The 25,049-nt window shown below is 71.0% G+C and carries 26 protein-coding genes; 18 read left to right on the forward strand and 8 right to left on the reverse strand.

What is annotated here, in order from left to right; all coding sequences use genetic code 11:
• The first annotated feature begins 2 nt into the window (after window positions 1-2).
• Genes KUM49_RS15460 through KUM49_RS15470 form a run of 3 tightly spaced genes read left to right on the forward strand, consistent with a single transcriptional unit; the run spans window position 3 to window position 2,459 of the window.
• Window positions 3-590 (forward strand): DUF5998 family protein, encoded by a 588-nt coding sequence (locus KUM49_RS15460; protein ID WP_217237412.1) that lies wholly within the window; start codon window positions 3-5, stop codon window positions 588-590.
• Entirely contained in the window at window positions 590-1,792 is a 1,203-nt protein-coding gene (locus tag KUM49_RS15465; RefSeq protein ID WP_217237413.1) for an alkaline phosphatase family protein, read from the forward strand. Before KUM49_RS15460 ends, KUM49_RS15465 begins: the two co-directional genes overlap by 1 nt.
• 49 nt (window positions 1,793-1,841) lie before the next feature.
• Window positions 1,842-2,459, forward strand: a complete 618-nt coding sequence (locus KUM49_RS15470; protein ID WP_217237414.1) for a thymidine kinase — start codon at window positions 1,842-1,844, stop codon at window positions 2,457-2,459.
• Window positions 2,460-2,802: 343 nt separating this feature from the next.
• On the opposite strand, the gene KUM49_RS15475 is transcribed toward KUM49_RS15470, so the two are convergent.
• Window positions 2,803-3,606 carry a VOC family protein gene (locus KUM49_RS15475; protein WP_217237415.1) on the reverse strand — a complete coding sequence of 268 codons (804 nt, stop codon included), beginning with the start codon at window positions 3,604-3,606 and terminating at the stop codon, window positions 2,803-2,805.
• Window positions 3,607-3,892: 286 nt separating this feature from the next.
• Between KUM49_RS15475 and KUM49_RS15480 the strand changes: the two genes are divergently transcribed.
• Window positions 3,893-4,753, forward strand: a complete 861-nt coding sequence (locus tag KUM49_RS15480; RefSeq protein ID WP_217237441.1) for a sulfurtransferase — start codon at window positions 3,893-3,895, stop codon at window positions 4,751-4,753.
• Window positions 4,754-4,829: 76 nt separating this feature from the next.
• On the opposite strand, the gene sepH is transcribed toward KUM49_RS15480, so the two are convergent.
• The 3 genes from sepH to KUM49_RS15495 form a co-directional block, all read right to left on the reverse strand.
• Window positions 4,830-5,876, reverse strand: coding sequence for a septation protein SepH (sepH, locus tag KUM49_RS15485; RefSeq protein WP_217237416.1), 1,047 nt, complete (start codon window positions 5,874-5,876; stop codon window positions 4,830-4,832).
• Window positions 5,877-6,326: 450 nt separating this feature from the next.
• The gene (locus KUM49_RS15490) at window positions 6,327-7,646 is read right to left on the reverse strand and encodes a D-arabinono-1,4-lactone oxidase (RefSeq protein WP_217237417.1); all 1,320 of its coding nucleotides are present in this window, start codon (window positions 7,644-7,646) and stop codon (window positions 6,327-6,329) included.
• Window positions 7,606-8,844, reverse strand: coding sequence for an MFS transporter (locus tag KUM49_RS15495; RefSeq protein WP_217237418.1), 1,239 nt, complete (start codon window positions 8,842-8,844; stop codon window positions 7,606-7,608). The genes KUM49_RS15490 and KUM49_RS15495 overlap by 41 nt, the downstream gene beginning before the upstream one ends.
• A 192-nt stretch (window positions 8,845-9,036) precedes the next feature.
• Here KUM49_RS15495 and KUM49_RS15500 point away from each other — a divergent pair, with 192 nt between their 5' ends.
• Window positions 9,037-10,164, forward strand: a complete 1,128-nt coding sequence (locus tag KUM49_RS15500) for a ferrochelatase (protein WP_217237419.1) — start codon at window positions 9,037-9,039, stop codon at window positions 10,162-10,164.
• A gap of 8 nt (window positions 10,165-10,172) precedes the next feature.
• Window positions 10,173-10,988 carry an inositol monophosphatase family protein gene (locus tag KUM49_RS15505; protein WP_217237420.1) on the forward strand — a complete coding sequence of 272 codons (816 nt, stop codon included), beginning with the start codon at window positions 10,173-10,175 and terminating at the stop codon, window positions 10,986-10,988.
• Between the two features lie 97 nt (window positions 10,989-11,085).
• Here KUM49_RS15505 and KUM49_RS15510 read toward each other — a convergent pair whose 3' ends face one another.
• Window positions 11,086-11,259 carry a hypothetical protein gene (locus KUM49_RS15510; protein ID WP_217237421.1) on the reverse strand — a complete coding sequence of 58 codons (174 nt, stop codon included), beginning with the start codon at window positions 11,257-11,259 and terminating at the stop codon, window positions 11,086-11,088.
• Window positions 11,260-11,675: 416 nt separating this feature from the next.
• Here KUM49_RS15510 and KUM49_RS15515 point away from each other — a divergent pair, with 416 nt between their 5' ends.
• From KUM49_RS15515 to KUM49_RS15530, 4 genes are all read left to right on the forward strand, one after another.
• On the forward strand, window positions 11,676-12,329 hold the full coding sequence (locus KUM49_RS15515; protein ID WP_007385219.1) for a response regulator transcription factor: 654 nt from the start codon (window positions 11,676-11,678) through the stop codon (window positions 12,327-12,329).
• A 6-nt stretch (window positions 12,330-12,335) separates the two neighbouring features.
• Window positions 12,336-13,568 carry a HAMP domain-containing sensor histidine kinase gene (locus tag KUM49_RS15520; RefSeq protein WP_217237422.1) on the forward strand — a complete coding sequence of 411 codons (1,233 nt, stop codon included), beginning with the start codon at window positions 12,336-12,338 and terminating at the stop codon, window positions 13,566-13,568.
• 404 nt (window positions 13,569-13,972) lie between these two features.
• Window positions 13,973-14,269: a DUF4193 domain-containing protein gene (locus tag KUM49_RS15525; RefSeq protein ID WP_005481602.1), complete on the forward strand. Its 297-nt coding sequence runs from the start codon at window positions 13,973-13,975 to the stop codon at window positions 14,267-14,269.
• Window positions 14,270-14,282: 13 nt separating this feature from the next.
• A complete protein-coding gene (locus KUM49_RS15530) occupies window positions 14,283-15,215 on the forward strand; it encodes a hypothetical protein (RefSeq protein ID WP_217237423.1) in 933 nt (310 codons plus the stop codon).
• Between the two features lie 99 nt (window positions 15,216-15,314).
• Here the strand turns inward: KUM49_RS15530 and KUM49_RS15535 are convergent, their stop codons facing one another.
• Complete coding sequence (locus KUM49_RS15535; protein WP_217237424.1) at window positions 15,315-15,776, reverse strand: DUF3093 domain-containing protein; 462 nt, start codon at window positions 15,774-15,776, stop codon at window positions 15,315-15,317.
• Window positions 15,777-15,834: 58 nt separating this feature from the next.
• Between KUM49_RS15535 and KUM49_RS15540 the strand changes: the two genes are divergently transcribed.
• From KUM49_RS15540 to KUM49_RS15575, 8 genes are all read left to right on the forward strand, one after another.
• Window positions 15,835-16,419, forward strand: a complete 585-nt coding sequence (locus tag KUM49_RS15540) for a PaaI family thioesterase (RefSeq protein WP_217237425.1) — start codon at window positions 15,835-15,837, stop codon at window positions 16,417-16,419.
• Window positions 16,416-16,976 carry a dUTP diphosphatase gene (gene dut / locus KUM49_RS15545; protein WP_217237426.1) on the forward strand — a complete coding sequence of 187 codons (561 nt, stop codon included), beginning with the start codon at window positions 16,416-16,418 and terminating at the stop codon, window positions 16,974-16,976. Before KUM49_RS15540 ends, dut begins: the two co-directional genes overlap by 4 nt.
• 1 nt (window position 16,977) lies before the next feature.
• Entirely contained in the window at window positions 16,978-17,751 is a 774-nt protein-coding gene (locus KUM49_RS15550; RefSeq protein ID WP_217237427.1) for a DUF3710 domain-containing protein, read from the forward strand.
• Between the two features lie 164 nt (window positions 17,752-17,915).
• Window positions 17,916-18,608, forward strand: coding sequence for an ABC transporter ATP-binding protein (locus tag KUM49_RS15555; protein WP_217237428.1), 693 nt, complete (start codon window positions 17,916-17,918; stop codon window positions 18,606-18,608).
• Window positions 18,609-18,744: 136 nt separating this feature from the next.
• The gene (locus KUM49_RS15560) at window positions 18,745-21,294 is read left to right on the forward strand and encodes a sensor histidine kinase KdpD (RefSeq protein WP_217237429.1); all 2,550 of its coding nucleotides are present in this window, start codon (window positions 18,745-18,747) and stop codon (window positions 21,292-21,294) included.
• Window positions 21,291-21,974 (forward strand): response regulator, encoded by a 684-nt coding sequence (locus KUM49_RS15565; RefSeq protein WP_217237430.1) that lies wholly within the window; start codon window positions 21,291-21,293, stop codon window positions 21,972-21,974. Before KUM49_RS15560 ends, KUM49_RS15565 begins: the two co-directional genes overlap by 4 nt.
• Before the next feature lie 195 nt (window positions 21,975-22,169).
• Window positions 22,170-22,568, forward strand: a complete 399-nt coding sequence (locus KUM49_RS15570; protein ID WP_217237431.1) for an OB-fold nucleic acid binding domain-containing protein — start codon at window positions 22,170-22,172, stop codon at window positions 22,566-22,568.
• A gap of 3 nt (window positions 22,569-22,571) precedes the next feature.
• Window positions 22,572-23,336, forward strand: a complete 765-nt coding sequence (locus tag KUM49_RS15575; RefSeq protein ID WP_217237432.1) for a DUF3159 domain-containing protein — start codon at window positions 22,572-22,574, stop codon at window positions 23,334-23,336.
• Window positions 23,337-23,432: 96 nt separating this feature from the next.
• On the opposite strand, the gene KUM49_RS15580 is transcribed toward KUM49_RS15575, so the two are convergent.
• Window positions 23,433-24,110: a TrkA family potassium uptake protein gene (locus KUM49_RS15580; protein WP_217237433.1), complete on the reverse strand. Its 678-nt coding sequence runs from the start codon at window positions 24,108-24,110 to the stop codon at window positions 23,433-23,435.
• Window positions 24,110-24,781: a TrkA family potassium uptake protein gene (locus KUM49_RS15585; RefSeq protein WP_217237434.1), complete on the reverse strand. Its 672-nt coding sequence runs from the start codon at window positions 24,779-24,781 to the stop codon at window positions 24,110-24,112. The genes KUM49_RS15580 and KUM49_RS15585 overlap by 1 nt, the downstream gene beginning before the upstream one ends.
• Window positions 24,782-25,049: the final 268 nt, after the last annotated feature.

Below are 25,049 nucleotides of genomic sequence, written 5' to 3' on the forward strand. Positions count from 1 at the left end.
TCATGGCCAAGACCAGTACGACGACCCAGGGGCTGCGAGCGGCGATCGAACGCAGCGGCTACTACCCGGCCCTCGTGGCCGAGGCGGTGGAGGCCGCCGTGGGCGGCGACACCATCCGGTCGTACCTGGTCCACCAGGAGACGACGTTCGACCAGAACGAGGTGCGGCGGCATGTGACCGTCCTCGTCCTCACCGAGACCCGCTTCATCGTCAGCCACACCGACGAGCAGGCCGCGGACACCACCTCCCCGACGCCCTATGCCACCACCTCCACCGAATCCGTGAAGCTCGGCCGGATCTCGTCGGTGGTGATCAGCCGCGTGGTCGCCAACCCGGAGCAGTACGTGCCGGGCACGCCGCCCCGGGAGGTCGTGCTGACCATCGGCTGGGGCGCGGTCTCCCGCATCGACCTGGAGCCCGCCGCCTGCGGCGACCCCAACTGCGAGGCCGACCACGGCTACACCGGCAGCTCGACGGCCGACGACCTGAGCCTGCGCGTGAGCGAGGCCGGGGACGGCCCGGAGACGGTGCGCCAGGCGCTCGTCTTCGCGCAGGCCATCTCCGAGGCGACCGCGGACGTCACCCGCTGATGGCACAGCCCGCCTCGGACTGGGACCACCACCCACAGCCGCTCGCCCCCGACTCCGCGCCCGCCCCCGAGTACGGCACCGGCTCCCTCGCCGACCTGCTGCCCACGCTGGCCGCGGGCATGGCCGTACCGGGCTTCACCGAGGCCATCCCGGAGCTCACCCCCGCCGACCGGAACTGCGTGTTCCTGATCGACGGACTCGGCTGGGAACAGCTCAGGGCACACCCTGACGAGGCGCCCTTCCTGACCGCGCTCCTCGCCAGTTCCCGCGGCGGCACGGGCCGGCCCCTCACCACCGGCTTCCCGGCCACCACCGCCACCTCCCTCGCCTCCGTCGGCACCGGCCGCCCGCCCGGCGCCCACGGCCTGCCCGGCTACACCGTGCGCAATCCGGACACCGGCGAGCTGATGAACCAGCTGCGTTGGCAGCCCTGGACCTCGCCGAAGGCCTGGCAGCCGTACCCCACGGTCTTCCAGCTGGCCCACGAGGCGGGGGTGCACGCCGCCCAGGTGTCGTCCCCGACCTTCGAGAACACCCCGCTGACCAAGGTCGCGCTCAGTGGAGGAACGTTCCTCGGGCGGCTGTCCGGCGAGGACCGGATGGATCTCGCGGCCGAGCAGCTGGCCGCCGCCGACCGCGCCCTGGTCTACACGTACTACGCCGAACTCGACGGCGCCGGTCACCGCTTCGGCGTCGACTCGGACAACTGGCGCGGCCAGCTCATGTACGTCGACCGGCTGGTCCAGCGGCTCGCCGAGCAGCTGCCGCCGCGCACCGCGCTCTACGTCACCGCCGACCACGGCATGATCGACGTCCCCTTCGACGAGCAGCACCGCATCGACTTCGACGAGGACTGGGAGCTGCGCGCCGGGGTCGCCCTGCTGGGCGGCGAGGGTCGCGCGCGCCACGTCTACGCGGTGCCGGGCGCCGAGAACGACGTCCTGACCTGCTGGCGCGAGGTCCTCGGCGAGCAGTTCTGGGTGGCCTCGCGGGACGAGGCGATCGCGGCGGGCTGGTTCGGCCGGCCCGGCCAGGTCGAGCAGCGCGTGTACGGCCGGCTCGGCGACGTGGTCGCCGCCGCTCGCGACGACGTGCTCATCGTCGCCTCGCAGCGGGAGCCCAAGGAGTCGGCGATGGTCGGCAACCACGGTTCGATGACCCCTGCCGAGCAGCTGGTCCCGTTGCTCGAAGTACGCTCCTGACGCTTCACCCACCCCTGTTTCCCCTGTGCTGAAAGGTGCTCGACTCGCCATGCCCGAGCTGGTGTTCTTCTCCGGAACGATGGACTGCGGGAAGTCCACGCTGGCTCTCCAGATCGAGCACAACCGCTCGGCCCGGGGTCTCCAGGGCGTGATCTTCACCCGTGACGACCGGGCCGGCGCGGGGAAGCTGTCCTCGCGGCTCGGTCTGGTGACGGAGGCGGTCGAGGCCGGGCCGGACATGGACCTGTTCGGCTACGTCGTGGCCGAGATCGAGCGGGGCTGCAAGGTCGACTACCTGATCGTGGACGAGGCGCAGTTCCTGTCGTCCGAGCAGATCGACCAACTGGCGCGCGTGGTGGACGACCTGGGCATGGACGTCTACGCCTTCGGCATCACCACCGACTTCCGCACCAAGCTGTTCCCCGGCTCCCAGCGCCTGATCGAGCTGGCGGACCGGATAGAGGCGCTGCAGGTGGAGGCCATGTGCTGGTGCGGGGCGCGGGCCACGCACAACGCCCGCACCCTGGGCGGCGAGATGGTGGTGGAGGGCGAGCAGGTCGTCGTGGGCGATGTGAACCGCCCGGCGGCGGAGGTCGGTTACGAGGTGCTGTGCCGGCGCCACCACCGCCGCCGGATGACCAGTTCCTCGGCGGCCTTCGCCCACTAGGGCCTGTCCGGCGGATCATGCCGCAGACGCGGGGCCTGGCACGCCGATCTGCGGTGTTGTCGTCGGTTGCCGACTCCCCCACTCTCGACTTCGCTCGAGCGGGGGGCCCCCATCGCGTCGACGCCCTCCTCCGCCTTGCAGCTCGACGCACCAGGCCCCGCTCACCTGCGTCGATGAGGCGCCGCTGATGTCCTGCGACTTGATCCGCCGGACAGGCCCTAGGGCCACACGCCCCCGGGCGCCGCCAACAGCTCGCCGCGGCATCCCTGTTCGACGATCCGGCCGACAGGGACGGCCGGCACTCCGGCCTCGGTGCATTCCCGGCCTCAGCGCGCTCCCCGCCTCAGCGCACCCCCTCGATCAGCGCGAACCGCGCACCCTCGGGATCCGCCACCGTGGCCACCCTCCCGTGCTCGCTGTCGTGCGGCGGCTTGAGGACGTGGCCGCCCAGGTCCGCCACGAGGGCGGCCGCGTCGTCCGTGTCGGCGACCTCGAAGTACGTCGTCCAGTGCGGGCCACGGTCGCGGGGCAGGGCGCTGCCCACGCCGTGGATGCCGGCGACGGGGCGGCCACCGATGTGCAGGGTGACGTGGTCGGAGTCGGCGGACACCACCGGCTCCTCCTCGTAACCGAACACCGTCTCGTAGAACTTGGCGACGCTCGTGGACTCGAAGGTCAGCAACTCGTGCCAGGCCGGTGCGCCCGGTACCCCGCCGATGGACGTGCCGAGGTGGGCCGACGCCTGCCACACGCCGAAGACCGCGCCCGCCGGGTCGGAACCGATCACCAGCCGCCCGGCGTCACCCGCGTCCAGCGGCCCCACGCCGACCGTTCCGCCGCACAGCCGTACCGTTTCAGCTGTCAGGTCCACGTCGTCCGAGGCGAGGTAGGGCGTCCAGGCGATCGGAAGGTGGCGGTCGGGCGGCAGTTGGCCGATACCGGCCACCTCGTGTCCGTCGAGCAGAGCCCGGACGTAGGGTCCGAGCTGCTGCGGACCCGGTTGGAACTCCCAGCCGAACAGCGAACCGTAGAACTCCTGGGTCGCCGCCATCCCGTGCACCATCAAGCTCACCCAGCAGGGCGCGCCGGGCGCGTGCCGGGCGTGTGTCTCGCCGTTCGGGCCGGACGACCCCCTAGCCTCGGTCATCGTCACTCTCTCCTCGGCCCCTCACGGTGCCGTGTCGCTTCCGCTTTGACGGACCCCGTGCCGATGCTCGCACCCGCCGTGGTGCCACACCCTCCGGGCGCGCCGCCATGTGCCGGCCCGTGACCGGAGAATGCCCGCCGCACGGCCCTCCGGCCGTTCCGCGCGATGACCGACGGGTGACGATCGGCTGTACAGCATGTGCCCGGTCCCGTACGCCCGGTGACCGGATCTGTCCGGCCGAGCAGAGTAGCCGGACATGAACGACGCGGCCACCCCGTGCGCGAGGATGGTGGCCATGAACGCCATCATCTCCGCATCCGAACTCGCGAGCGACCTGGCGGCGGGCAGTCCGCCGGTCCTGCTCGACGTCCGCTGGCAGCTGAGCCTGGCCAAGGCGGCCGGGGAGCCCTCCTTCGACGGCCGAGCCGAGTACGCGGCCGGACACCTCCCCGGTGCCGTCTACATCGACCTGGACCGGGAGCTCGCCGGCGCGCCCGGCACCGGAGGCCGGCACCCGCTGCCCGATCTCACCGAGTTCGGCGCCGTCATGCGCAAGGCGGGCGTCTCGTCCCGGACGCCGGTGGTCGTGTACGACGGCGGGCAGGGCTGGGCGGCGGCCCGAGCCTGGTGGCTGCTGCGCTGGACGGGTCACCCGAACGTGCGCGTCCTCGACGGCGGGTTGCCGGCCTGGCGGGGTGAGCTGTCGGTGGCGACGCCCGAGCCGGCCGCGGGGGACTTCCGCCCGGAGCCGGGCGCGCGCGGCCTGCTCGACGCGGACGGCGCGGCGGCGCTGGCGCGTTCCGGCGTACTGCTGGACGCGCGGGCCGGCGAGCGCTACCGGGGTGACGTGGAGCCGGTCGACCGCGTCGGCGGGCACATCCCGGGCGCCGTCTCCGCGCCCACCACGGACAACGTGGCGACGGACGGACGCTTCCTGCCCGCGGAGGAGTTGGCCGAGCGCTTCAAGGCGTTGGGCGCCACGGACGGTTCGCAGGTCGGCGTCTACTGCGGTTCCGGGGTCTCCGGCGCGCACCAGGTGCTGGCGCTGGCGGTGGCGGGCGTCCCGGCCGCGCTCTACGTCGGTTCCTGGTCGGAGTGGTCCTCGGACCCCTCGCGTCCGGTCGCCGTGGGGCCCGACCCGCAGTAGGCGTACGACGACGAGAGGGGACCGCACCGACCGGCGCGGCCCCCTCCCGATGTCGTACGGCATGTCGTACGGCCGCCTATTCCTGCTTCTTGCGCCGCGTCCCGAACACGATCTCGTCCCAGCTGGGGACCGCCGCCCGGCGTCCCGGGCGGACGCCGTCCGCCTCGGCCTGGCGGTCGGTGGAGCCGATGAGACGGTCGCGGTGGCTGCCGACGGAACGGGGCATGAGGACGTCCGCGTAGGCGGAGCCGGCCGAGGCCGCGGGAGCCGGGGGCTCCTCGCTCTCGGGCTCCGCGGCGGGCTCCTCCGCCTCGGGGTCCTCCGACGGGCGCTCCGGGACCACCAGGTCGCCGCGGAAGCTCGGCACCGCCTCCAACAGGCTGGTCAGCGAGTCCCGTTCGCCGGCACTCGCGGTCGCGGTCTCCTCGGGTGGCTCGGGTGCGGGCAGGCTGGGCCGCTCCCGGTCGAGGGCACGGTCCAGCGGACGGTCGCGCGGCAGCCGTGCGATCCGCGGGACGAAGGGGAAGCTGGGCTCCGGCGAGGCCGCGAGGTCGTCGGACTCGCCGATCAGCGAGCGCGCCTCCTCGTCGACGGCCTGGACGAGCCGCCGGGGCGGGTCGTACGTCCAGCTCGCCGAGTGCGGTTCGCCCGCGACCAGGTAGACCAGCAGGACTTCCCAGGTGCCGTCGTCGCGGCGCCACGAGTCCCACTGGACGCTGTCTTTCTCGGCGCCGCGCAGGGTCAGCCGCTCCTGGACGGCCTCGCCCAGCTGCGGGCCCGCGTTCTCGCCGGGGCGGCGGACCGGAGTCTTCCGGGCGCGCTCGGCCATGAACGCGCGCTCGGCCAGCACGGGACCCTCGAAGCGCCGTACGCGATCGACGGGGATGCCGGCCATCTGGGCGACCTCTTCCGCGGTCGCACCGGCGCGTATACGTGCCTGGATGTCACGGGGGCGGAGATGGCTCTCCACCTCGATCTCGATCTGGCCAAGGCGGGGACGGTCGCCGCGAACGGCGGCGCGCAGACGCTCGTCAATCGGAAGCGTGTACTCCGTGCTGTCCGCAGCCTTCAGCACCAGCCGTGTGCCGTCATTCGAGACGGCCACGACACGCAGTTCGGGCATGGGGACCTCCCGGGTGGTGCCTGCCGACGTCACGTGCGTCGCTGCTTCCGCTAGTCGAGTGTGGCCTGCCCGGGTGCAGCCTGCCACAACCTTGCCGAGTTGCCCGGCGTGTCGGGCACAGGCCCGGGACCGCCGTTATGGCACGGTTACCTATTCGCAACGCTAAGTGACCAACTCCGTCACCCTGTGCAACTGGCCCCCTTCCGGCGGTCCTTGAAGGCCACGGACGCCCAGGCGGGAGACCGAACCCAGGGCTCGCAACAGTACTCCATTCGAGCCACGTGCGTGGATTGGCACGCTGTCGAACTTCTGACTGGGGGCGGTACTTGGCCGCCGCGGCGCGGTTTTCCGGATCTTGGACGTGGCGTACTTCACGCAATCACCAGAAACGGAACCTTTTGCTTTCGTTCGTACGTCCCCGTCTCGCGCATCCGTACCCCGGTTCCTCGGCTACGACCCCAACACCCGCCGCAGGTAGTCGTTCTGGAACCGGCGCTCGGGATCCAGCCGATCCCGCAGCGCGGTGAACTCGCCGAAGCGGGGGTAGACCCGGGCGAAGTACTCGGCGTCCCGCGTGTGCACCTTGCCCCAGTGCGGCCGGCCCTCGTACGCGGTCATGATCCGCTCCGCGGCGGTGAAGTACGCCCGATAGGGCGTCCCCTTGACCATGTGGACGGCGATGTACGCACTGTCGCGGTCCGACGCCGTGGACAGCGTGATGTCGTCGGCCGGCGCGGTGCGCACCTCGACCGGGAAGCTGACCCGCAGGCCGGACCGGTCGACCATCGTCTTCAGTTCGCGCAGCGCCTCGGTCACGCCCGCGCGCGGGACGGCGTACTCCATCTCCACGAAGCGCACCCGGCGCGGCGAGGTGAAGACCTTGTACGGGATGTCGGTGTAGGTCCGTGCGGACAGGGCCTTGCTGGAGATCTGCGCGATCGTCGGGATCGTGGCGGGCGCCGCGCGGCCGACCCACTGGGCGGCCTGGAAGACGCCGTTGGAGAGGAACTCGTCCTCGAACCAGCCCGCGAGCTGCCCCACCGGGCGCTCCGGGCCCGCGCTGCGGTTGTTGCGCTTGGTGTTGGTGCTGTCGGTGTGCGGGAACCAGTAGAACTCGAAGTGCTCGTTCTCGGCCCACAGTTCGTCGAACTCGGCGACCACCCGGTCGAAGGGCATCGGCTCCTCGCGGGCCGTGAGCAGGAAGACCGGCTCCACGGCGAAGGTGATCGCGGTGACGATGCCGAGCGCGCCCAGCCCTATCCGTGCGGCCGCGAAGACCTCGGGGTTCTCCTTCTCGGAGCAGGCGAGCACCGACCCGTCCGCGGTGACCAGCTCCAGGGCCCTGATCTGGGCGGCGATCGAGGCCGACTCGCGGCCGGTGCCGTGGGTGCCGGTGCTGGTGGCCCCGGAGACCGTCTGTTCCATGATGTCGCCCATGTTGGTGAGCGACAGACCTTCGCGGGCCAGTGCCACGTTGAGCCTCTTGAGCGGGGTGCCGGCCTCGACCGTGACCGTCATGGCGTCCCGGTCGATGTTGCGGATGCCGGTCAACAGTTGAGGACGGATCAACACACCGTCGGTGGCGGCGATCGACGTGAAGGAGTGCCCGGTACCGACGGCCTTCACCTTCAGGCCGTCCTCGGCCGCCCTGCGCACCGCCTCGGACAGCTCCTCGACGGAGGCGGGTGTGACCTCCCGGGCGGGACGGGCGGCGACGTTGCCTCCCCAGTTACGCCACGTGCCGTTCTTCCCGCTCGCTGTGCTGCTCAACGGTGCCTCCCCGATGCGGAACCGGCCTGCTGAGCCGGCGGTACCCGAGGAAACCGACCGCGACCGCGACGGCCCCGGACACCGCCGGAACCCCGTACCCGGCCTGCGCACCGGCGGCGTCGATCACCCAGCCGGCCAGCGAGGAGCCGAGCGCGACCCCGACCGCGAGCCCGGTGCTCACCCAGGTCATGCCCTCGGTCAGTTGCGCGCGTGGTACGTGCTGTTCGATCAGGGACATCGTCGTGATCATCGTGGGAGCGATGGACAGGCCCGCAACGAACAGCGCCACGGCCAGAAACGGCAAGTTTCCGACCAGTAGGAGGGGGATCATACTCACGGCCATCGCACAGATGCCCAGCAACCAGCGAGGTTCGGGCGCCCCCTTGAAGCGCAACAGCCCGAAGACGAGCCCCGCGAGACAGGAGCCCGCCGCGTACAGCGCGAGGACGACGCTCGCGGCGCCCTTGTGGCCCTGCTCGTCGGCGAAGGCCACGGTGACCACGTCGACCGCCCCGAAGATCGCGCCGGTCGCCACGAAGGTACCCACCAGGACCTGGAGGCCAGGAGCGCGCATCGCCGTGCCGCCGCCCTTGTGCGCGCGCGGATGCGGAGCCGGCTCGGTGGCGCGCTGCGCGGTCAGCCAGAAGACGCCGGCCGCCAGGAAGCAGGCGGCGAGCAGCGGCCCGGCCTCCGGGAACCAGACCGTGGACAGACCGATGGAGATGATCGGCCCGAAGATGAAGCAGACCTCGTCGATCACCGACTCGAAGGAGTACGCGGTGTGCAGCTGTGGGGTGTCCCGGTACAGGGCCGCCCACCGCGCCCGGATCATCGCGCCGATGCTCGGTACACAGCCGATGCCGGCGCTGCACACGTACAGGGTCCAGTCCGGCCACCCGTAGTGCGCGGCGAACAGCAGCCCGGCCGCCGCGACGAGCGCGATCGTGGTCGCCGGACGCAGCACCCGCCGCTGCCCGTACTGGTCCACCAGCCGCGAGACCTGCGGACCTGCCACCGCGGCGGCGAGCGCGATGGTCGCCGACAGCGCGCCGGCCAGGCCGTAGCGCCCGGTGAGCTGGGAGACCATCGTGACCACGCCGATGCCCATCATCGACAAAGGCATACGGCCGAGGAGGCCCGCGGCCGAGAACCCCTTGGAGCCGGGGGCGGCGAACAGGGCGCGGTAGGGGCTGGGCACGGGGTCTCCGGTCGGGCGGGAGCGGGGCGGCTCGGCGGGGCATGAAGGGGTGCGGAGGTGAGGCGTGAAGATATGGCGTGAAGGTGAGGCGCGCCCACGGCGGCTCAGTAAGGCGCGAAGGTAGCTGATACAGCTTACGAGTTAGGGCACCCTAACGCACTTCGTACCATGCCGGGTGGCAGGATTCGACTCATGCCAGACGCGCTCGATGCCACCCCCTACGACGCCCTGCTCCTGCTCTCGTTCGGCGGCCCCGAAGGACCCGACGACGTGGTCCCGTTCCTGGAGAACGTGACGCGGGGGCGCGGTATCCCCAAGGAACGTCTGAAGGAAGTGGGTCAGCACTACTTCCGGTTCGGCGGGGTCAGCCCGATCAACGACCAGAACCGCGCCCTGCTGGACGCCCTCCGCAAGGACTTCGCGGACCACGGCCTCGACCTGCCGATCCACTGGGGCAACCGCAACTGGGCGCCCTACCTCACGGACACCCTGCGGGAGATGGTCGCCGACGGCCGCCGCCGCATCCTGGTCCTCGCCACCAGTGCCTACGCCTCCTACTCGGGCTGCCGCCAGTACCGCGAGAACCTGGCCGACTCGCTCGCCGCCCTGGAGGCCGAGGGCCTGGAACTGCCGAAGATCGACAAGCTGCGGCACTACTTCAACCACCCGGGCTTCCTCGAGCCCATGATCGACGGGGTCCTCCGGTCTCTCGCCGATCTCCCCGCCGACGTCAGGGACGGCGCCCACATCGCCTTCTCGACCCACTCGATCCCGACCGCCTCCGCCGACACCTCCGGCCCGGTCGAGGAGCAGGGCGACGGCGGCGCGTACGTCAGGCAGCACCTGGACGTGGCCGAGCTGATCGCCGACGCCGTGCGCGAGCGGACCGGCGTCGACCACCCCTGGCAGCTCGTCTACCAGTCCCGCTCCGGCGCCCCGCACATCCCGTGGCTGGAGCCCGACATCTGCGACCACCTGGAGGAGCGGCACGCGGCCGGGGCCCGGGCGGTCGTCATCGCCCCCATCGGCTTCGTCTCCGACCACATGGAGGTCCTGTACGACCTCGACACGGAGGCCAGGGCCAAGGGGGAGGAGCTCGGCCTGCCCGTGCGCCGCTCGGCCACCGTCGGCGCCGACCCGCGGTTCGCCGCCGCGATCCGCGACCTCGTCCTGGAACGGGCCGCCGTCGAACGCGGGCAGGACGTCACGCCGTGCGCCCTGGGCGAGCTCGGCGCCCACCACAACCTCTGCCCGGTGGGCTGCTGCCCGGCCCGCGCGCCCCGCCCCGCCGCCGCGGGCGCCGACAGCCCCTACGCGTGAGGAGCGCCGTGACCGACCCCCTGCACCCGGAACTGCTCGCACTCGCCCAGGAGGCCGCCCGCCGGGCCGGCGCACTGCTGCGGGACGGCCGCCCGGCCGACCTGGCGGTCGCCGCCACCAAGTCCAGCCCCATCGACGTGGTCACCGAGATGGACATCGCGGCCGAGAAGCTGATCACGGACCTGATCTCCGAGCACCGCCCGGACGACGGCTTCCTCGGCGAGGAGGGCGCCTCCAGCGAGGGCACGAGCGGCGTCCGCTGGGTGATCGACCCGCTCGACGGCACGGTCAACTACCTCTACGGCCTCCCCACCTGGGCCGTTTCCATCGCGGCCGAGCAGGACGGCGAGACCGTCGTCGGTGTCGTCGCGGCCCCGATGCGCGGCGAGACGTACCACGCGGTACGCGGCGGCGGAGCCTGGGCGAGGGGCGCCTGGGACGGCGAGCGCGAGCTGGCCTGCCGCCCCGCGCCGTCCCTGGAGCAGGCCCTGGTCTCGACGGGCTTCAACTACGTCACCGACGTCCGCGTCCACCAGGCCGAGGTCGCCCGCAAACTCATCCCGTTGCTGCGCGACATCCGGCGCGGCGGCTCGGCGGCCGTCGACCTGTGCGACCTCGCCGCCGGCCGGCTCGACGGCTACTACGAACGAGGCCTCCACCCCTGGGACCTCGCCGCGGGCGACCTGATCGCCCGGGAGGCGGGCGCCCTGACCGGTGGACGCCCCGGAGAGCGCCCCGCACACGCTCTGACGGTCGCGGCCACCCCGGGCGTCTTCGAGCCCCTTCAGCGCCTCCTGGAGGACTTCGGCGCCTGGCACGACTGAGGCGCGCCAGGCGGGCGGGAGGGCTGCTCCCGGCACAACGCAGCGGGCCCCGGCGCTGGATTCGCCGGGGCCCGCCGCGTCATGCGAAACGAGCTGATCAGACGCGTGACGCGCCGACCTCCACACCGTGTTCGGCGGCGAGACGGCGCAGGTCGTCGAGCTCGGCCTGTTCCACCTCGGCGAGGAAGTCGTCGCCCTCGTCGCGAGCCCGCGTCAGGTCGGTCTCGGTCGCCCTTATGCGCTGCAGAAGTCCTGCGGTGAAAGCGTCCATGCTGCGCCCCCTCGTCCTGGGTCGTGGGTCGATGGCACGGGGGTGTGCCGTTCGGAAGGGGCGATCACGTCTCCAGTAGGTGCCCAGCGCTGCCCGGTGCTGGGCGGCGACGGTGCCGGACACCCACGCCCGCTCTGCGGAAAGCGGATCGCGGCGTGCCGCATGGTGCTGCGGCACATGCAGAGCGTGATCGCGGGGTGTAAAGCCGTCCTCCCCCCGCTCCCTTCCACGGAAACCTCAACAGGGCGAGAAAATCCCGCATTCCCCGGCCTCATACCTGTCCTTCAGACCGTGCTCACCCGCCTTACAGCCGACTTATGGCGGAAAAGGGCAGGATGGAGCTCCACACACTCACCGGACCCCCTGCCCGCATGCCCCAGAAGCGCTACGCGGGTGGACACAGGAAGGACAGCGACGTGCGCGTACTCGTCGTCGAGGACGAGCAACTGCTCGCCGATGCGGTGGCCACCGGACTGCGCCGGGAGGCCATGGCCGTCGACGTCGTGTACGACGGTGCGGCCGCCCTGGAACGCATCGGCGTGAACGACTACGACGTGGTCGTCCTCGACCGCGACCTCCCCCTCGTGCACGGCGACGACGTCTGCCGCAAGATCGTCGAACTCGGCATGCCCACCCGGGTGCTGATGCTCACGGCGTCCGGCGACGTCAGCGACCGGGTCGAGGGGCTGGAGATCGGCGCCGACGACTATCTGCCCAAGCCCTTCGCGTTCAGCGAGCTGACGGCACGCGTGCGTGCCCTCGGCCGTCGCACCAGCGTGCCCCTGCCCCCCGTCCTGGAGCGCGCCGGGATCAAGCTCGACCCGAACCGCCGCGAGGTCTTCCGCGACGGCAAGGAAGTCCAGCTGGCCCCGAAGGAGTTCGCCGTTCTGGAGGTGCTGATGCGCAGCGAGGGCGCGGTCGTCTCGGCCGAGCAGCTCCTGGAGAAGGCGTGGGACGAGAACACGGACCCGTTCACCAACGTCGTACGGGTCACCGTCATGACCCTGCGCCGCAAGCTCGGAGAGCCGCCCGTCATCGTGACCGTCCCCGGCTCCGGCTACCGGATCTGACCGGCCGTGGCAGCGACCCCGGCGCCTCCCCAGGCGCCCCCGAAGCCCACCTGGGACCCCCGGAGGTCGGAGCCGCCCTTCCCCTGGCTGCGCCCCACCATCCGGATACGGCTCACCCTGCTGTACGGCGGGATGTTCCTGATCGCCGGCATCCTGCTGCTGTCGATCATCTATCTGCTCGCCGCCCAGGCGCTGAACGTCGCCGGTGACCTGCCCTTCAAGATCACCGAGGGCAAGGTCACCAGTCAGGTCTGCGACCTGCCTTCCAGCGCCTCGCCCGACGTGTTCAACAGCGCGATGAGCGAGTGTGTCAACGAGCAGCGCCAGCACGCCCTGGACAACCTGCTCAGCCGCTCCCTGCTGGCCCTGCTCGGCCTCGCGATCATCGCCTTCGCCTTCGGCTACGCCATGGCCGGCCGGGTCCTGGCGCCGCTCGGCCGGATCACCCGCACCGCGCGTGCGGTGGCGGGCTCGGACCTGTCCCGCCGTATCGAGCTGGACGGCCCGGACGACGAGCTGAAGGAGCTCGCGGACACCTTCGACGACATGCTGGAGCGGCTGCAGCGCGCGTTCACGGCCCAGCAGCGCTTCGTCGGCAATGCCTCGCACGAGCTGAGAACACCGCTCGCGATCAACCGCACGCTCCTCGAGGTGCACCTGTCGGACCCGAACGCGCCGATGGAGCTCCAGCAGCTCGGCAAGACGCTGCTGGCCACCAACGAGCGCAGCGAACAGCTCGTCGAGGGGCTGCTGCTGCTCGCCCGCAGCGACAACCAGATCGTCGAGCGCAAGCCGGTGGACCTCGCCGAGGTGGCCGAGCAGGCGGTCGACCAGGTGAACGGCGAGGCCGAGGCCAAGGGCGTGGTGATCCGCAGCGAGCAGAAACCCGCGGTCGTCCAGGGCAACGGCGTGCTGCTGGAGCGGATCGCCCTGAACCTCGTGCAGAACGCCGTGCGGTACAACGTGCCCGAGGGCGGCTGGGTCGAGGTGACGACGGAGATCCAGCACGGCCAGGCGGTGCTCGTGGTGTCCAACACGGGCCCGGTGGTGCCGGCGTACGAGATCGACAACCTCTTCGAGCCGTTCCGGCGGCTGCGTACGGAGCGCACGGGAAGCGACAAGGGCGTCGGACTCGGTCTGTCCATCGTCCGTTCCGTGGCCCGCGCGCACGGCGGCCACATCACGGCACAACCACGCGAGGGAGGTGGACTGGTGATGCGGGTGACCCTTCCCGTCTGAGATCATGGCCCCCGCACACGATCCGATACACGGGCTTGTTCGCTTTGCGCGGAATTTTCTGGCCGCCTTCCGGACATCGCCGTGTGTGATCGATCACAAGGGAGAATTTCCGGCCATCCACTCTCAGTGATCATGCGACTGTCGGAAAGCCGGGAAAATCCGGGTTTTCAGGGGTCCTGATCACGGGAAGTACACGGTGAGACGCCTTTGAAGTGCGGGATTCGGACCGTGTACGGTCCCGATCGCCATCCAACCCGATCACTCAAGAGGAGTCCGGTTGGGTGTCGATTGAGTAACAGACCTTGATGTGAGGCAAAATCTCCGCCTCGGGTCGGGCACAAGTCCGGCCTCTCACGCGTTACGTGCGCTGGAGACACTGCAGACACCCAGAGGGGGAGAGCGACATGGCAACCGACTACGACACCCCACGCAAGACCGACGACGACGTCGACTCGGACAGCCTTGAAGAACTGAAGGCTCGCCGGAACGACAAGTCGACCTCCGCAGTGGATGTCGACGAGTTCGAGGCCGCCGAAGGCCTCGAACTGCCCGGAGCGGACCTCTCGAACGAAGAGCTGGCCGTCCGGGTGCTGCCCAAGCAGCAGGACGAGTTCACCTGCATGAGCTGCTTCCTGGTGCACCACCGCAGCCAGCTGGCCCGCGAGAAGAACGGTCAGCCGATCTGCCGCGACTGCGACTGAGGGCGGGTCGGCCGTGACTGGCTCGACCCCACCTCGGAAGCGCCGCTTCCACCTACCGGGAGCGGACAAGGAGCCGTCCGAAGGGCGGCTCGGCGCGCGTGACGACGAGCGGGGCTCATCCGAACAGGGATCGGCCTCGCTCGAACCGGTGGCCGGCCGGACCGACCTCCCGGCGCCGGCCGTGACCCCCGCGCCCGTCGCCACGCGGCGGGCCGCGGTGATCCGGGACAAGGCCCGGGAAGGAGTCCGCAAGGGCGGCAGCAGGGCCAGGGCGGGTTTGGCGTACCTCGCCGACCGGATCATCGACAACGCCCCGCGAATACCCGTAAGGGACCTCGCGACGCTTCGCAGGCAGTTCCCCGGGCTGGGGCCCGAGGAGCTCGCGGACAAGCTCGTGGCGGGCGCCGCGGGCGCCACCGCCACGGTCGGAGCGGGCATCGGAGCGGCGGCCATGCTGCCCGTGCCGCCCGCCATGCCGACGGAACTGGCCGCCGAGATCACCGGGGTCGCCGCGATCGAACTCAAGCTGATCGCCGAACTCCACGAGGTCTACGGCGTGCGGCCGCCGGGCAATCTCAAGCAGCGCAGCACCGCGTATCTCGACTCCTGGTCGGGAGAGCGCGGCATCGAAGTGACCAAGCCGTCCACGATGAGTTCGGCGCTCAACAGCCGTATGAAACAGCAGCTGCGGCAGCAGATCATGAAGCGCATGGTGCGTAACCTGCCGAACCTGATGCCGTTCATGGTCGGCGCGGCCGTGGGGGCGGTCATGAACCGCCGGGACACCAGAAAACTCGCGGACCGGATCCGGGCGGATCTACGAAGGATCCAGGTGCCCTGGGAGGCGCTTCCCGTGCTGCCCCCGCTGGAGTCCCCCGAGAATCCGCTCAAAATCGGGGAAATTCCGAAGGGGCTCGGGCGTGGACGCAAAGAAATCGGGCCCTGACGAAGTTTTTGCGCTGCGGTGAAAAAGATTTTGGGCCCCTCGGCGAGGCCGCTCCCTGGGGGCCGGGTGAAGCCCCGCCCGGGTGTTCTACGCCGGCCTCTAGACCGCCGCGCGCGCCGACTTCAGTGCCTCGGCCAGCCGCTCCGGCTCCCGTGTCGACAGGTACAGATACGGCGTCGGGTCGGCCGGGTCGGTGACGTCCACGCGCAGCGCGGTGGGGATGTAGGCGCGCAGCAGCAGGAAAGCGCGGGTGTCGGCCTTGTACGTGCGCCAGGCGCGGGCCTCCTCCGGGTCCAGGACCTCCGCCTCGCCCAGGGCCGACACCGGGATCTTCGCCTCGCCCGCGATCAGGAAACCGCCCACCACACGGATCCGCAGCGAGCCGTACGCACTGGCCGCGACCGCCGCCACGGCCGTCCCGCCGACCAGGCCGCCGAGCAGCGGCAACGTGCCGAAGGGCAGCAGGATCAACGCCATCGAGACCCCGACCAGAAGGGAGATCAGCCACCAGGTGCGGGGGGCGGTGAGACGTTCTTCGTACGGGGTGGCGGAGAGCTGCATGAAGCCAAGCTTGGCACGGTGTCGGGAACGGCCCGACGCGCGGGTAAGGTCTGCGGCTGTGAGTCGTACATCCGCAGCTCTTGAGCCTCCCGCCGACGCCGTGCGACCGGTGCGGCACCCGGACGCTCCCGCGCCCGGCGAGCTCCTCGGCGCGCACTACGAACACTGCTTCGGCTGTGGCGACGGGCAGCCGCACGGGCTGCACCTCCAGGCACGGGCCGGCGAGGGCGTCACCATCACGGCCGAGTTCATCGTGCAGCCCGCCCACCAGGGCGCCCCGGGGCTCGCGCACGGTGGTGTGCTGACCTCCGCCCTCGACGAGACCCTCGGCTCGCTGAACTGGCTGCTGCGGACGATCGCGGTGACCGGGCGGCTGGAGACGGACTTCGTGCGGCCGGTGCCGGTCGGTACGACGCTGCATCTGCAGGCCGAGGTGACGGCGGTGGCCGGCCGGAAGATCTACTCGACCGCCACCGGACGCGTCGGCGGGCCCGACGGGCCGGTCGCGGTCCGTGCCGAGGCCCTCTTCATCGAGGTGAAGGTCGACCACTTCGTGGAGAACGGCCGCCAGGAGGAGATCCGCGCGGCCATGGAGGACCCGGACCAGGTCCGTCGTGCCCGTGCCTTCGAGGTGAACCCGTGAGCCGTGACCTCGTGAACGTGCCGATCCGGCGCGTCGACCCCGACGTACCGCTTCCGACGTACGCACATCCTGGTGACGCGGGAGCCGATCTGCGCACCACCGAGAGTTGTGAACTCGCGCCGGGCGAACGGGCCGTGCTGCCCACGGGAGTGTCTGTGGCGCTGCCGGAGGGGTACGCGGCCTTCGTGCACCCGCGATCCGGTCTCGCCGCCCGCTGCGGTGTCGCTCTCGTGAATGCCCCGGGGACGGTTGATGCCGGGTACCGTGGGGAGATCAAGGTGATCGTGGTGAATCTCGACCCGCGCGAGTCCGTGCGGTTCGAGCGCTTCGACCGGATTGCCCAACTGGTCGTCCAGCAGGTCGAGAGGGTCCGCTACCAGGAGGTCGCGGAGCTTCCCGACTCGGCTCGGGCCGAGGGGGGCTTCGGGTCCACCGGCGGCCATGCGGCTGTGGGCGGCTCAAGCAGCACGAACAGCACAAGCGGTCAGGCCGCCGACGGCGGCGCAACGGGTGGGAATCGATACGCTTCGGCCGTATCCGACCGGGAAGGACAGTGACGTGTTCGGACGTCGCAAGAAGAAGGGTGCCGCCGAGGACGCGGCCGGCGAGCCCGAGCAGGTCGTCGACGGTGTCGACACTGAGGCGGACGACAAGGACGAGGACGAGGGCGGGCGCCCGCGCGTGAGGCTGGAGCCGGAGCCGCGGCCCGACGGGCCGTGGGACGACTCCGAGGTGCGTGACCCGGCCGAGGGCCGCGTGGACCTGGGCGGCCTGTTCGTGCCGGGCGTCGACGGCATGGAACTGCGGGTGGAGGTCGCGGGCGACGCGATCGTCGCGGCGACCGTCGTCCTGCGGGACAGCGCCATCCAGTTGCAGGCCTTCGCCGCCCCCAAGCGCGAGGGCATCTGGGGCGAGGTACGCGAGGAGATCGGCTCGGGCATCACCCAGCAGGGCGGCATCGTCGACGAGGTCGAGGGTCCGCTGGGCTGGGAGCTGCGTGCCCAGGTGCCGGTGCAGCTGCCGGACGGCACGGGTGGCTTCCAGGTGGTGCGCTTCGTCGGAGTGGACGGCCCGCGCTGGTTCCTGCGCGGTGTCATCTCCGGCCAGGGCGCGGTGCAGCCGCAGGCGGCCGGCCTGCTGGAGCAGATCTTCCGGGACACGGTCGTGGTCCGCGGCGAGGGCCCGATGGCGCCCCGCGACCCCATCGTCCTGAAACTGCCGAACGACGCGCAGATGGTGCCCGAGGGCGTCCAGCAGGACGACGGCACCTCGCGCTTCTCCGGCGGCATGGGCCAGTTGCAGCGCGGACCGGAGATCACCGAGGTCCGCTAGACAGACACGCCAAGGGCCGCACCCCCGCACAGGGGGTGCGGCCCTTTTGGTACGCGGACCGCAGGTCCCGGGAAACGCCCGCGCGCGAGGACGACCCGGGCTGAACCGTTGAACTGCCGGGCGCCGGTTGGCCATACTGGCGCCCGGTCCACGGGGGAGGACGCATGACTCAGGTGGTCACCGAGACCATGGTGCGCGTCGAGAACGTCCGTAAGTCGTACGGCGAGTCGGCCGCCGTCGTGCATGCGCTGCGGGGGGTCTCCTTCGAGGTGCCGCGCGGCGAACTCGTCGCCCTCAAAGGGCGTTCGGGATCCGGCAAGACCACGCTCCTCAACATCGTCGGCGGGCTCGACCTGCCCGACGAGGGGCGGGTCACCGTCGACGGGCTCGACCTCGCGGAGCTGGCCGAGGACGGCCTGCTCGCGCTGCGCCGGGACCGTATCGGATTCGTCTTCCAGTCCTTCGGGCTGATCCCGATCCTCACGGCCGCCGAGAACGTCGGTGTGCCGATGCGGCTGCGCCGGGCCGACCCGCGCGAGCGGGAGGAGCGCGTCGAGCTGCTGCTGTCCCTGGTCGGTCTCGCCGATCACGCGCGGCAGCGGCCGGGCGAGCTGTCCGGCGGCCAGCAGCAGCGGGTCGCCATCGCCCGCGCCCTGGCCAACAGCCCCTCGCTCCTCGTCGCCGACGAGCCGACCGGCCAGTTGGACGCGGAGACCGGCCATTCCGTGATGGAGCTGCTGCGGGCCGTCGTACGCAGCGAGCAGGTCACCGCGCTCGTCGCCACGCACGACGCGAACCTGCTGGACCTGGCCGACCGGGTGCTGGAACTGAGCGACGGGGAGATCGTCGAGGGGTGACCGCATCGGGCCGTCCCCGGTGGCGTCAGGGTTGCGTCAAGGACGGCCTACGGGCCGCACCCGGCCCCGTTTGTCGCGATTATTGGCCGTAGGGTCGACGCTGCGCAGGCAGCAGGGACCGGAAGACAGTGAGGCCATGGGACGCGGCAAGCTTCGGATCCACCTCGGTGCGGCACCGGGCGTCGGCAAGACGTACGCGATGCTGTCCGAGGCGCACCGACGTGTCGAGCGCGGTACGGACTGCGTGGTGGCCTTCGTGGAGCACCACGACCGGCCGCGCACCGCGGCGCTGCTGCACGGCCTGGAGCAGATCCCGCGCCGGGAGCTGGAGTACCGCGGCGGCGTGTTCACCGAGATGGACGTCGACGCCGTGCTCCGCAGGGCCCCCGCCGTCGCCCTGGTGGACGAGCTGGCCCACACCAACGTCCCCGGCTCCCGCAACGCCAAGCGGTGCCAGGACGTGGAGGAGCTGCTGGCGGCCGGGATCGACGTGGTCTCGACGGTCAACATTCAGCATCTGGAGTCCCTGGGGGACGTGGTCGAGGCGATCACGGGGGTGCGGCAGCGAGAGACGGTGCCGGACGAGGTGGTGCGGCGGGCGGACCAGATCGAGCTGGTCGACATGTCGCCACAGGCGCTGCGGCGGCGGATGGCGCACGGCAACATCTACCAGCCCGACAAGGTGGACGCGGCCCTGTCGAACTACTTCCGGCCCGGCAACCTGACCGCCTTGCGGGAGCTGGCGCTGCTGTGGGTGGCCGACCGGGTGGACGCGTACCTGCAGCAGTACCGCAGTGATCACCGGGTGTCGAAGATCTGGGGTTCGCGGGAGCGGATCGTGGTCGGGCTGACCGGTGGTCCGGAAGGCCGGACGCTGATCAGGCGGGCGGCGCGGCTGGCGGAGAAGGGCGCCGGAGGTGAGGTGCTGGCGGTCTACATAGCCCGCAGCGACGGACTGACCTCGGCCTCCCCGAAGGAACTGGCCGTGCAGCGGACCCTGGCCGAGGACCTGGGCGGGACCTTCCATCACGTGGTGGGTGACGACATACCGGTCGCGCTGCTGGACTTCGCCCGCGGGGTGAACGCCACCCAGATCGTCCTCGGCTCCTCGCGCCGCAAGAGCTGGCACTACGTCTTCGGTCCCGGCGTCGGGACGACCGTGGCCCGCGAGTCGGGGCCCGACCTCGACGTGCACATCGTCACCCACGAGGAGGTCGCCAAGGGCCGCGGCCTGCCGGTCGCCCGGGGCGCGCGGCTCGGCCGGGCCCGGATCCTGTGGGGCTGGCTGGTCGGCGTGGCCGGCCCGGTGATCCTGGCGCTCCTGCTCAACACCGTCCACCTCGGCCTCGCCAACGACATGCTGCTCTTCCTGACGGTCGTGGTGGCGGCGGCCCTGCTCGGCGGACTGCTGCCCGCGCTGGCCTCGGCGGCGGTGGGCTCCCTGCTGCTGAACTACTTCTACACACCGCCCCTGCACCACTGGAACATCGCCGACCCGAAGAACATCGTCGCCATCGCGATCTTCGTCGGCGTCGGTGTGTCGGTGGCCTCCGTGGTCGACCTCGCCGCCCGCCGCACCCACCAGGCCGCCCGGCTGCGCGCCGAATCGGAGATCCTGTCCTTCCTCGCGGGCAACGTGCTGCGGGGCGAGACCGGCCTCGAAGAGCTCCTGGAACGGGTCCGCGAGACCTTCGGCATGGAGTCGGCCGCCCTGCTGGAACGGGAGAGCGACGTCGACCCGTGGACCTGCGCGGGCCGGGTCGGCCTCGGGCGGCCGGTGGAGCGGCCCGAGGAGGCGGACGTGGACATGCCGGTCGGGGACCACATGGCGCTCGCGCTGACCGGCCGGGTCCTGCCCGCCGAGGACCGACGGGTCCTGGCCGCCTTCGCCGCGCAGGCCGCCGTCGTCCTGGACCGGCGGCGCCTCCAGGAGGAGGCCGACCGGTCCCGCACGCTCGCCGAGGGCAACCGGATGCGCACCGCGTTGCTGGCCGCCGTGAGCCATGACCTCCGTACGCCACTGGCCGGCATCAAGGCGGCCGTCTCGTCGCTGCGGTCCGACGACGTGGCGTGGTCCGAGGAGGACCAGGCGGAGCTGTTGGCGGGCATCGAGGAGGGCGCCGACCGGCTCGATCACCTGGTGGGCAACCTGCTCGACATGTCCCGGCTCCAGACCGGCACGATCACCCCCCTGATCAGGGAGATCGACCTCGACGAGGTGGTGCCGATGGCGCTCGGCGGGGTGCCCGAAGGCAGTGCCGAACTGGACGTCCCGGAGACGCTGCCGATGGTGGCCGTGGACCCGGGGCTGCTGGAACGGTCGGTGGCCAACCTGGTCGAGAACGCCGTCAAGTACAGCCCGGCCGGCAAAGCCGTCCTGGTGTCCGCCAGCGCCCTCGCCGAACGGGTCGAGGTGCGGGTGGTCGACCGGGGCCCCGGGGTCCCCGACGAGGCCAAGGAACGCATCTTCGAGCCCTTCCAGCGCTACGGCGACGCCCCCCGCGGCGCAGGCGTCGGACTCGGCCTCGCCGTGGCGCGCGGTTTCGCCGAGGCGATGGGCGGCACCCTCAACGCCGAGGACACCCCCGGCGGCGGCCTCACCATGGTGCTCACCCTCCGGGCGGCGGCGGGACCCGGCCCCGCGGAGCCGCCTCATCCCGTACGACCCGAAAGGCAGGTCACATGACCCGGGTGCTGGTGATCGACGACGAGCCGCAGATCGTGCGCGCCCTCGTGATCAACCTCAGGGCGCGCAAGTACGAGGTCGACGCGGCGCACGACGGAGCCACCGCCCTCGAACTCGCCGCCACCCGCCACCCGGACGTGGTCGTCCTCGACCTGGGCCTGCCCGACATGGACGGCGTCGAGGTGATCAAGGGCCTGCGCGGCTGGACCCGCGTGCCGATCCTGGTGCTGTCCGCCCGGCACTCCTCCGACGAGAAGGTCGAGGCGCTGGACGCGGGCGCCGACGACTACGTCACCAAGCCCTTCGGCATGGACGAACTGCTGGCCCGGCTGCGCGCCGCCGTCCGCCGGGCCGAGCCGACCGGGGGTGGCGAGGGCGACATGCTGGTGGAGACCGACGAGTTCACCGTCGACCTCGCGGCCAAGAAGGTCCAGCGGCACGGGAAGGACGTACGGCTGACACCCACGGAGTGGCATCTGCTGGAGGTGCTGGTGCGCAACACCGGCCGCCTGGTCGGTCAGAAACAGCTGCTCCAGGAGGTGTGGGGGCCGTCGTACGGGACGGAGACGAACTACCTGCGGGTCTACATGGCCCAGCTCAGGCGCAAGCTGGAAGCGGACCCGTCGCATCCGAAGCACTTCGTCACCGAGCCGGGGATGGGGTACCGGTTCGAGCGCTAGTGTGCTGCGCCCGAAGTCCGTCGGCAGATTCGCGCCTTGCCCTGCCGGGCTGGTCGGCCGCCCGTCCGGCCCCGGCCTGCGAGTACTCGACCGAGTCGGCAGCGCCGGACTGCCAAGAACTAACGACGAATTAACGGCGCAGGACACTAGTACCGGGGGTACGTAGCTGTCGGTGGGCCCCGGTACGCTTCACATATGAGTGCTGTTCCTCGTTCCGAGAAGCCGGTGGGCCGGTTCCGGCGCATGCTCGGCCGGCTCTCCTCGTCGCAGGAGGACCTGGAGTCCGAGGAGCTGCGCGAGGACGCCGCGACCGCCGGCTGCACGCGCATCGGTGACTGTCACGACCGCCAGGTCGTCACCGTTACTGGTACCTTGCGCACGGTCACCCTGCGCCCGCGCGCGGGCGTCCCGGCGCTCGAGGCCGAGCTGTTCGACGGCTCCGCCGCGCTGGACGTGGTGTGGCTCGGCAGACGCTCCATAGTGGGGATAGAGCCGGGGCGCAGACTGATCGCATCGGGCCGGATCTCGATGAGCCGGGGCCGCCGGGTGCTGTTCAACCCGAAATACGAACTGAGACCCCTCGGACGGGAGTAGCCGGTGACGTCGCTCGACAAGCCGACCGAAGACACCGAAGACACTGCGGGGGATGCCCGGGCGGTGACCGAGGCCGCGCTGTTCGAAGCCTTCGGCGGCGTGCGGGGCATGGTCGAGACGGTGCTGCCGGGCCTTCTCTTCGTCACCATCTTCACGATCAACAAGGACCTGCACTGGTCGGCCATCGCGGCCCTGGCCGTGTCGCTCGCCCTGGTCGTGGTCCGGCTGGTCATGAAGGACACCGTCAAGCACGCCTTCAGCGGTGTCTTCGGCGTCGCCTTCGGTGTCGTCTTCGCGATGATGACCGGCAACGCCAAGGACTTCTACCTCCCCGGCATGCTCTACACGCTGGGCCTGGGGCTCGCCTACATCATCACGACCCTCTGCGGCGTCCCGCTGATCGGTCTGATCCTCGGCCCCGTCTTCAAGGAGAACCTCTCCTGGCGCACCCGCAACCCGGGCCGCAAGAAGGCGTACGCCAAGGCCAGCTACGCCTGGGGCCTGATCCTGCTCGCCAAGTGCGCGATCCTCTTCCCGCTGTACTGGTGGGCCGACACGACCCAGCTCGGCTGGGTCCTGATCGCCCTGAAGATCCCGCCGTTCCTGCTGGCCGTGTATCTGACCTGGGTCTTCCTGGCGAAGGCGCCGGCCCCCATCGACGTCTTCGCCGAGATGGAGGCGGAGGAGCGCGCAGAGAAGGAACGCAAGGCCGCCCGGGCGGAGGAGCACGGCGAGGCGACGGCCGCCCGTCACCGCCGCGAGGTGTAGGAGCCCGTACGACGACTCCGTACATCGACTCCGTACGACGGCGAAGGGCGCCCGGAGAGTTCCGCGCGCCCTTCGCCGTCGCAAGGTCCGAGGCAATCAGCCCGGTGCTTCCTCCCGGCGCACCGACAGCAAGTCCTCCAGCTGCTCCTCGCGGGCCGGGGCGGCCACGAAGAGGAGCTCGTCGCCCGCCTCCAGGGAGTCGTCCCTGGTCGGGGTGAGGACGCGGGTGCCGCGGATGATCGTCACCAGGGACGTGTCCTGCGGCCACTCGACATCGCCGACCTGAGTGCCGGCCAGAGCCGACTCCTCCGGGAGGGTCAGCTCCACCAGGTTGGCGTCGCCGTGGCTGAAGCGGAGCAGACGGACCAGGTCGCCGACGCTCACCGCCTCCTCGACCAGGGCCGACATCAGCCGTGGGGTGGAGACGGCGACGTCCACGCCCCAGGACTCGTTGAACAGCCACTCGTTCTTCGGGTTGTTCACCCGGGCGACGACACGCGGAACGCCGTACTCCGTCTTCGCCAGCAGCGAGACGACCAGGTTGACCTTGTCGTCGCCGGTCGCGGCGATCACGACGTTGCAGCGCTGGAGCGCCGCCTCGTCCAGGGACGTGATCTCGCAGGCGTCGGCCAGCAGCCACTCCGCCTGCGGGACGCGCTCGACGGAGATGGCCGTCGGAGCCTTGTCGATCAGCAGGACCTCGTGGCCGTTCTCCAGCAGCTCGGCCGCGATCGAGCGGCCGACCGCGCCGGCACCGGCAATGGCGACCCTCATCAGTGACCGCCTTCCTCTTCGGGACCCTTGGCGAACGCCGCCTCGACCTTGTCGACCTCGTCGGTGCGCATCATCACGTGCACCAGGTCGCCATCCTGCAACACCGTCTGCGAACTCGGCAGAATCGCTTCGCCGAGCCTGGTCAGGAACGCCACGCGCACCCCGGTCTCCTCCTGGAGACGGCTGATCCGCTGGCCCACCCAGGACGAGGCGGTGTGGACCTCGGCCAACTGGACGCCGCCGGTGGGGTCGCGCCACAGCGGCTCGGCGCCCGAGGGCAGCAGCCGGCGCAGCATCTGGTCGGCCGTCCAGCGCACCGTCGCGACGGTGGGGATGCCCAGACGCTGGTAGACCTCGGCACGCCGGGGGTCGTAGATACGCGCCGCGACGTTCTCGATGCCGAACATCTCGCGGGCGACGCGCGCGGCGATGATGTTCGAGTTGTCCCCGCTGGAGACCGCGGCGAACGCGCCGGCCTCCTCGATGCCCGCCTCGCGCAGGGTGTCCTGGTCGAAGCCGACTCCGGTGACACGACGGCCGCCGAACCCGGAGCCCAGCCGCCGGAAGGCAGTGGGGTCCTGGTCGATCACGGCGACCGTGTGCCCCTGCTGCTCCAGGTTCTGGGCGAGCGCCGACCCCACTCGCCCGCAGCCCATGATGACGATGTGCACTGAAGCCCTACCCCGCAGTCCTGGTCATCGCGATGACCTGCGAAAACACCCTGATCACTCTTCTCTCTCAGTCTGCCGGGCAACAACGGGCAACAGCGTCCGTCGTTGCCCGAACACGAGCTTATGCCGCAACTTCGCCCATGCCCTCATCCGCGGAGGGCGAGGGTTGTTCAGCGTGCGTTGAAGTATTTGGCTTCGGGGTGGTGGATGACGATGGCGTCGGTGGACTGTTCGGGGTGGAGCTGGAATTCCTCGGAGAGGCGGACGC

This window comes from Streptomyces sp. AC555_RSS877, assembly GCF_019049245.1.
In the GTDB taxonomy this organism is placed as follows: Bacteria; Actinomycetota; Actinomycetes; order Streptomycetales; family Streptomycetaceae; genus Streptomyces.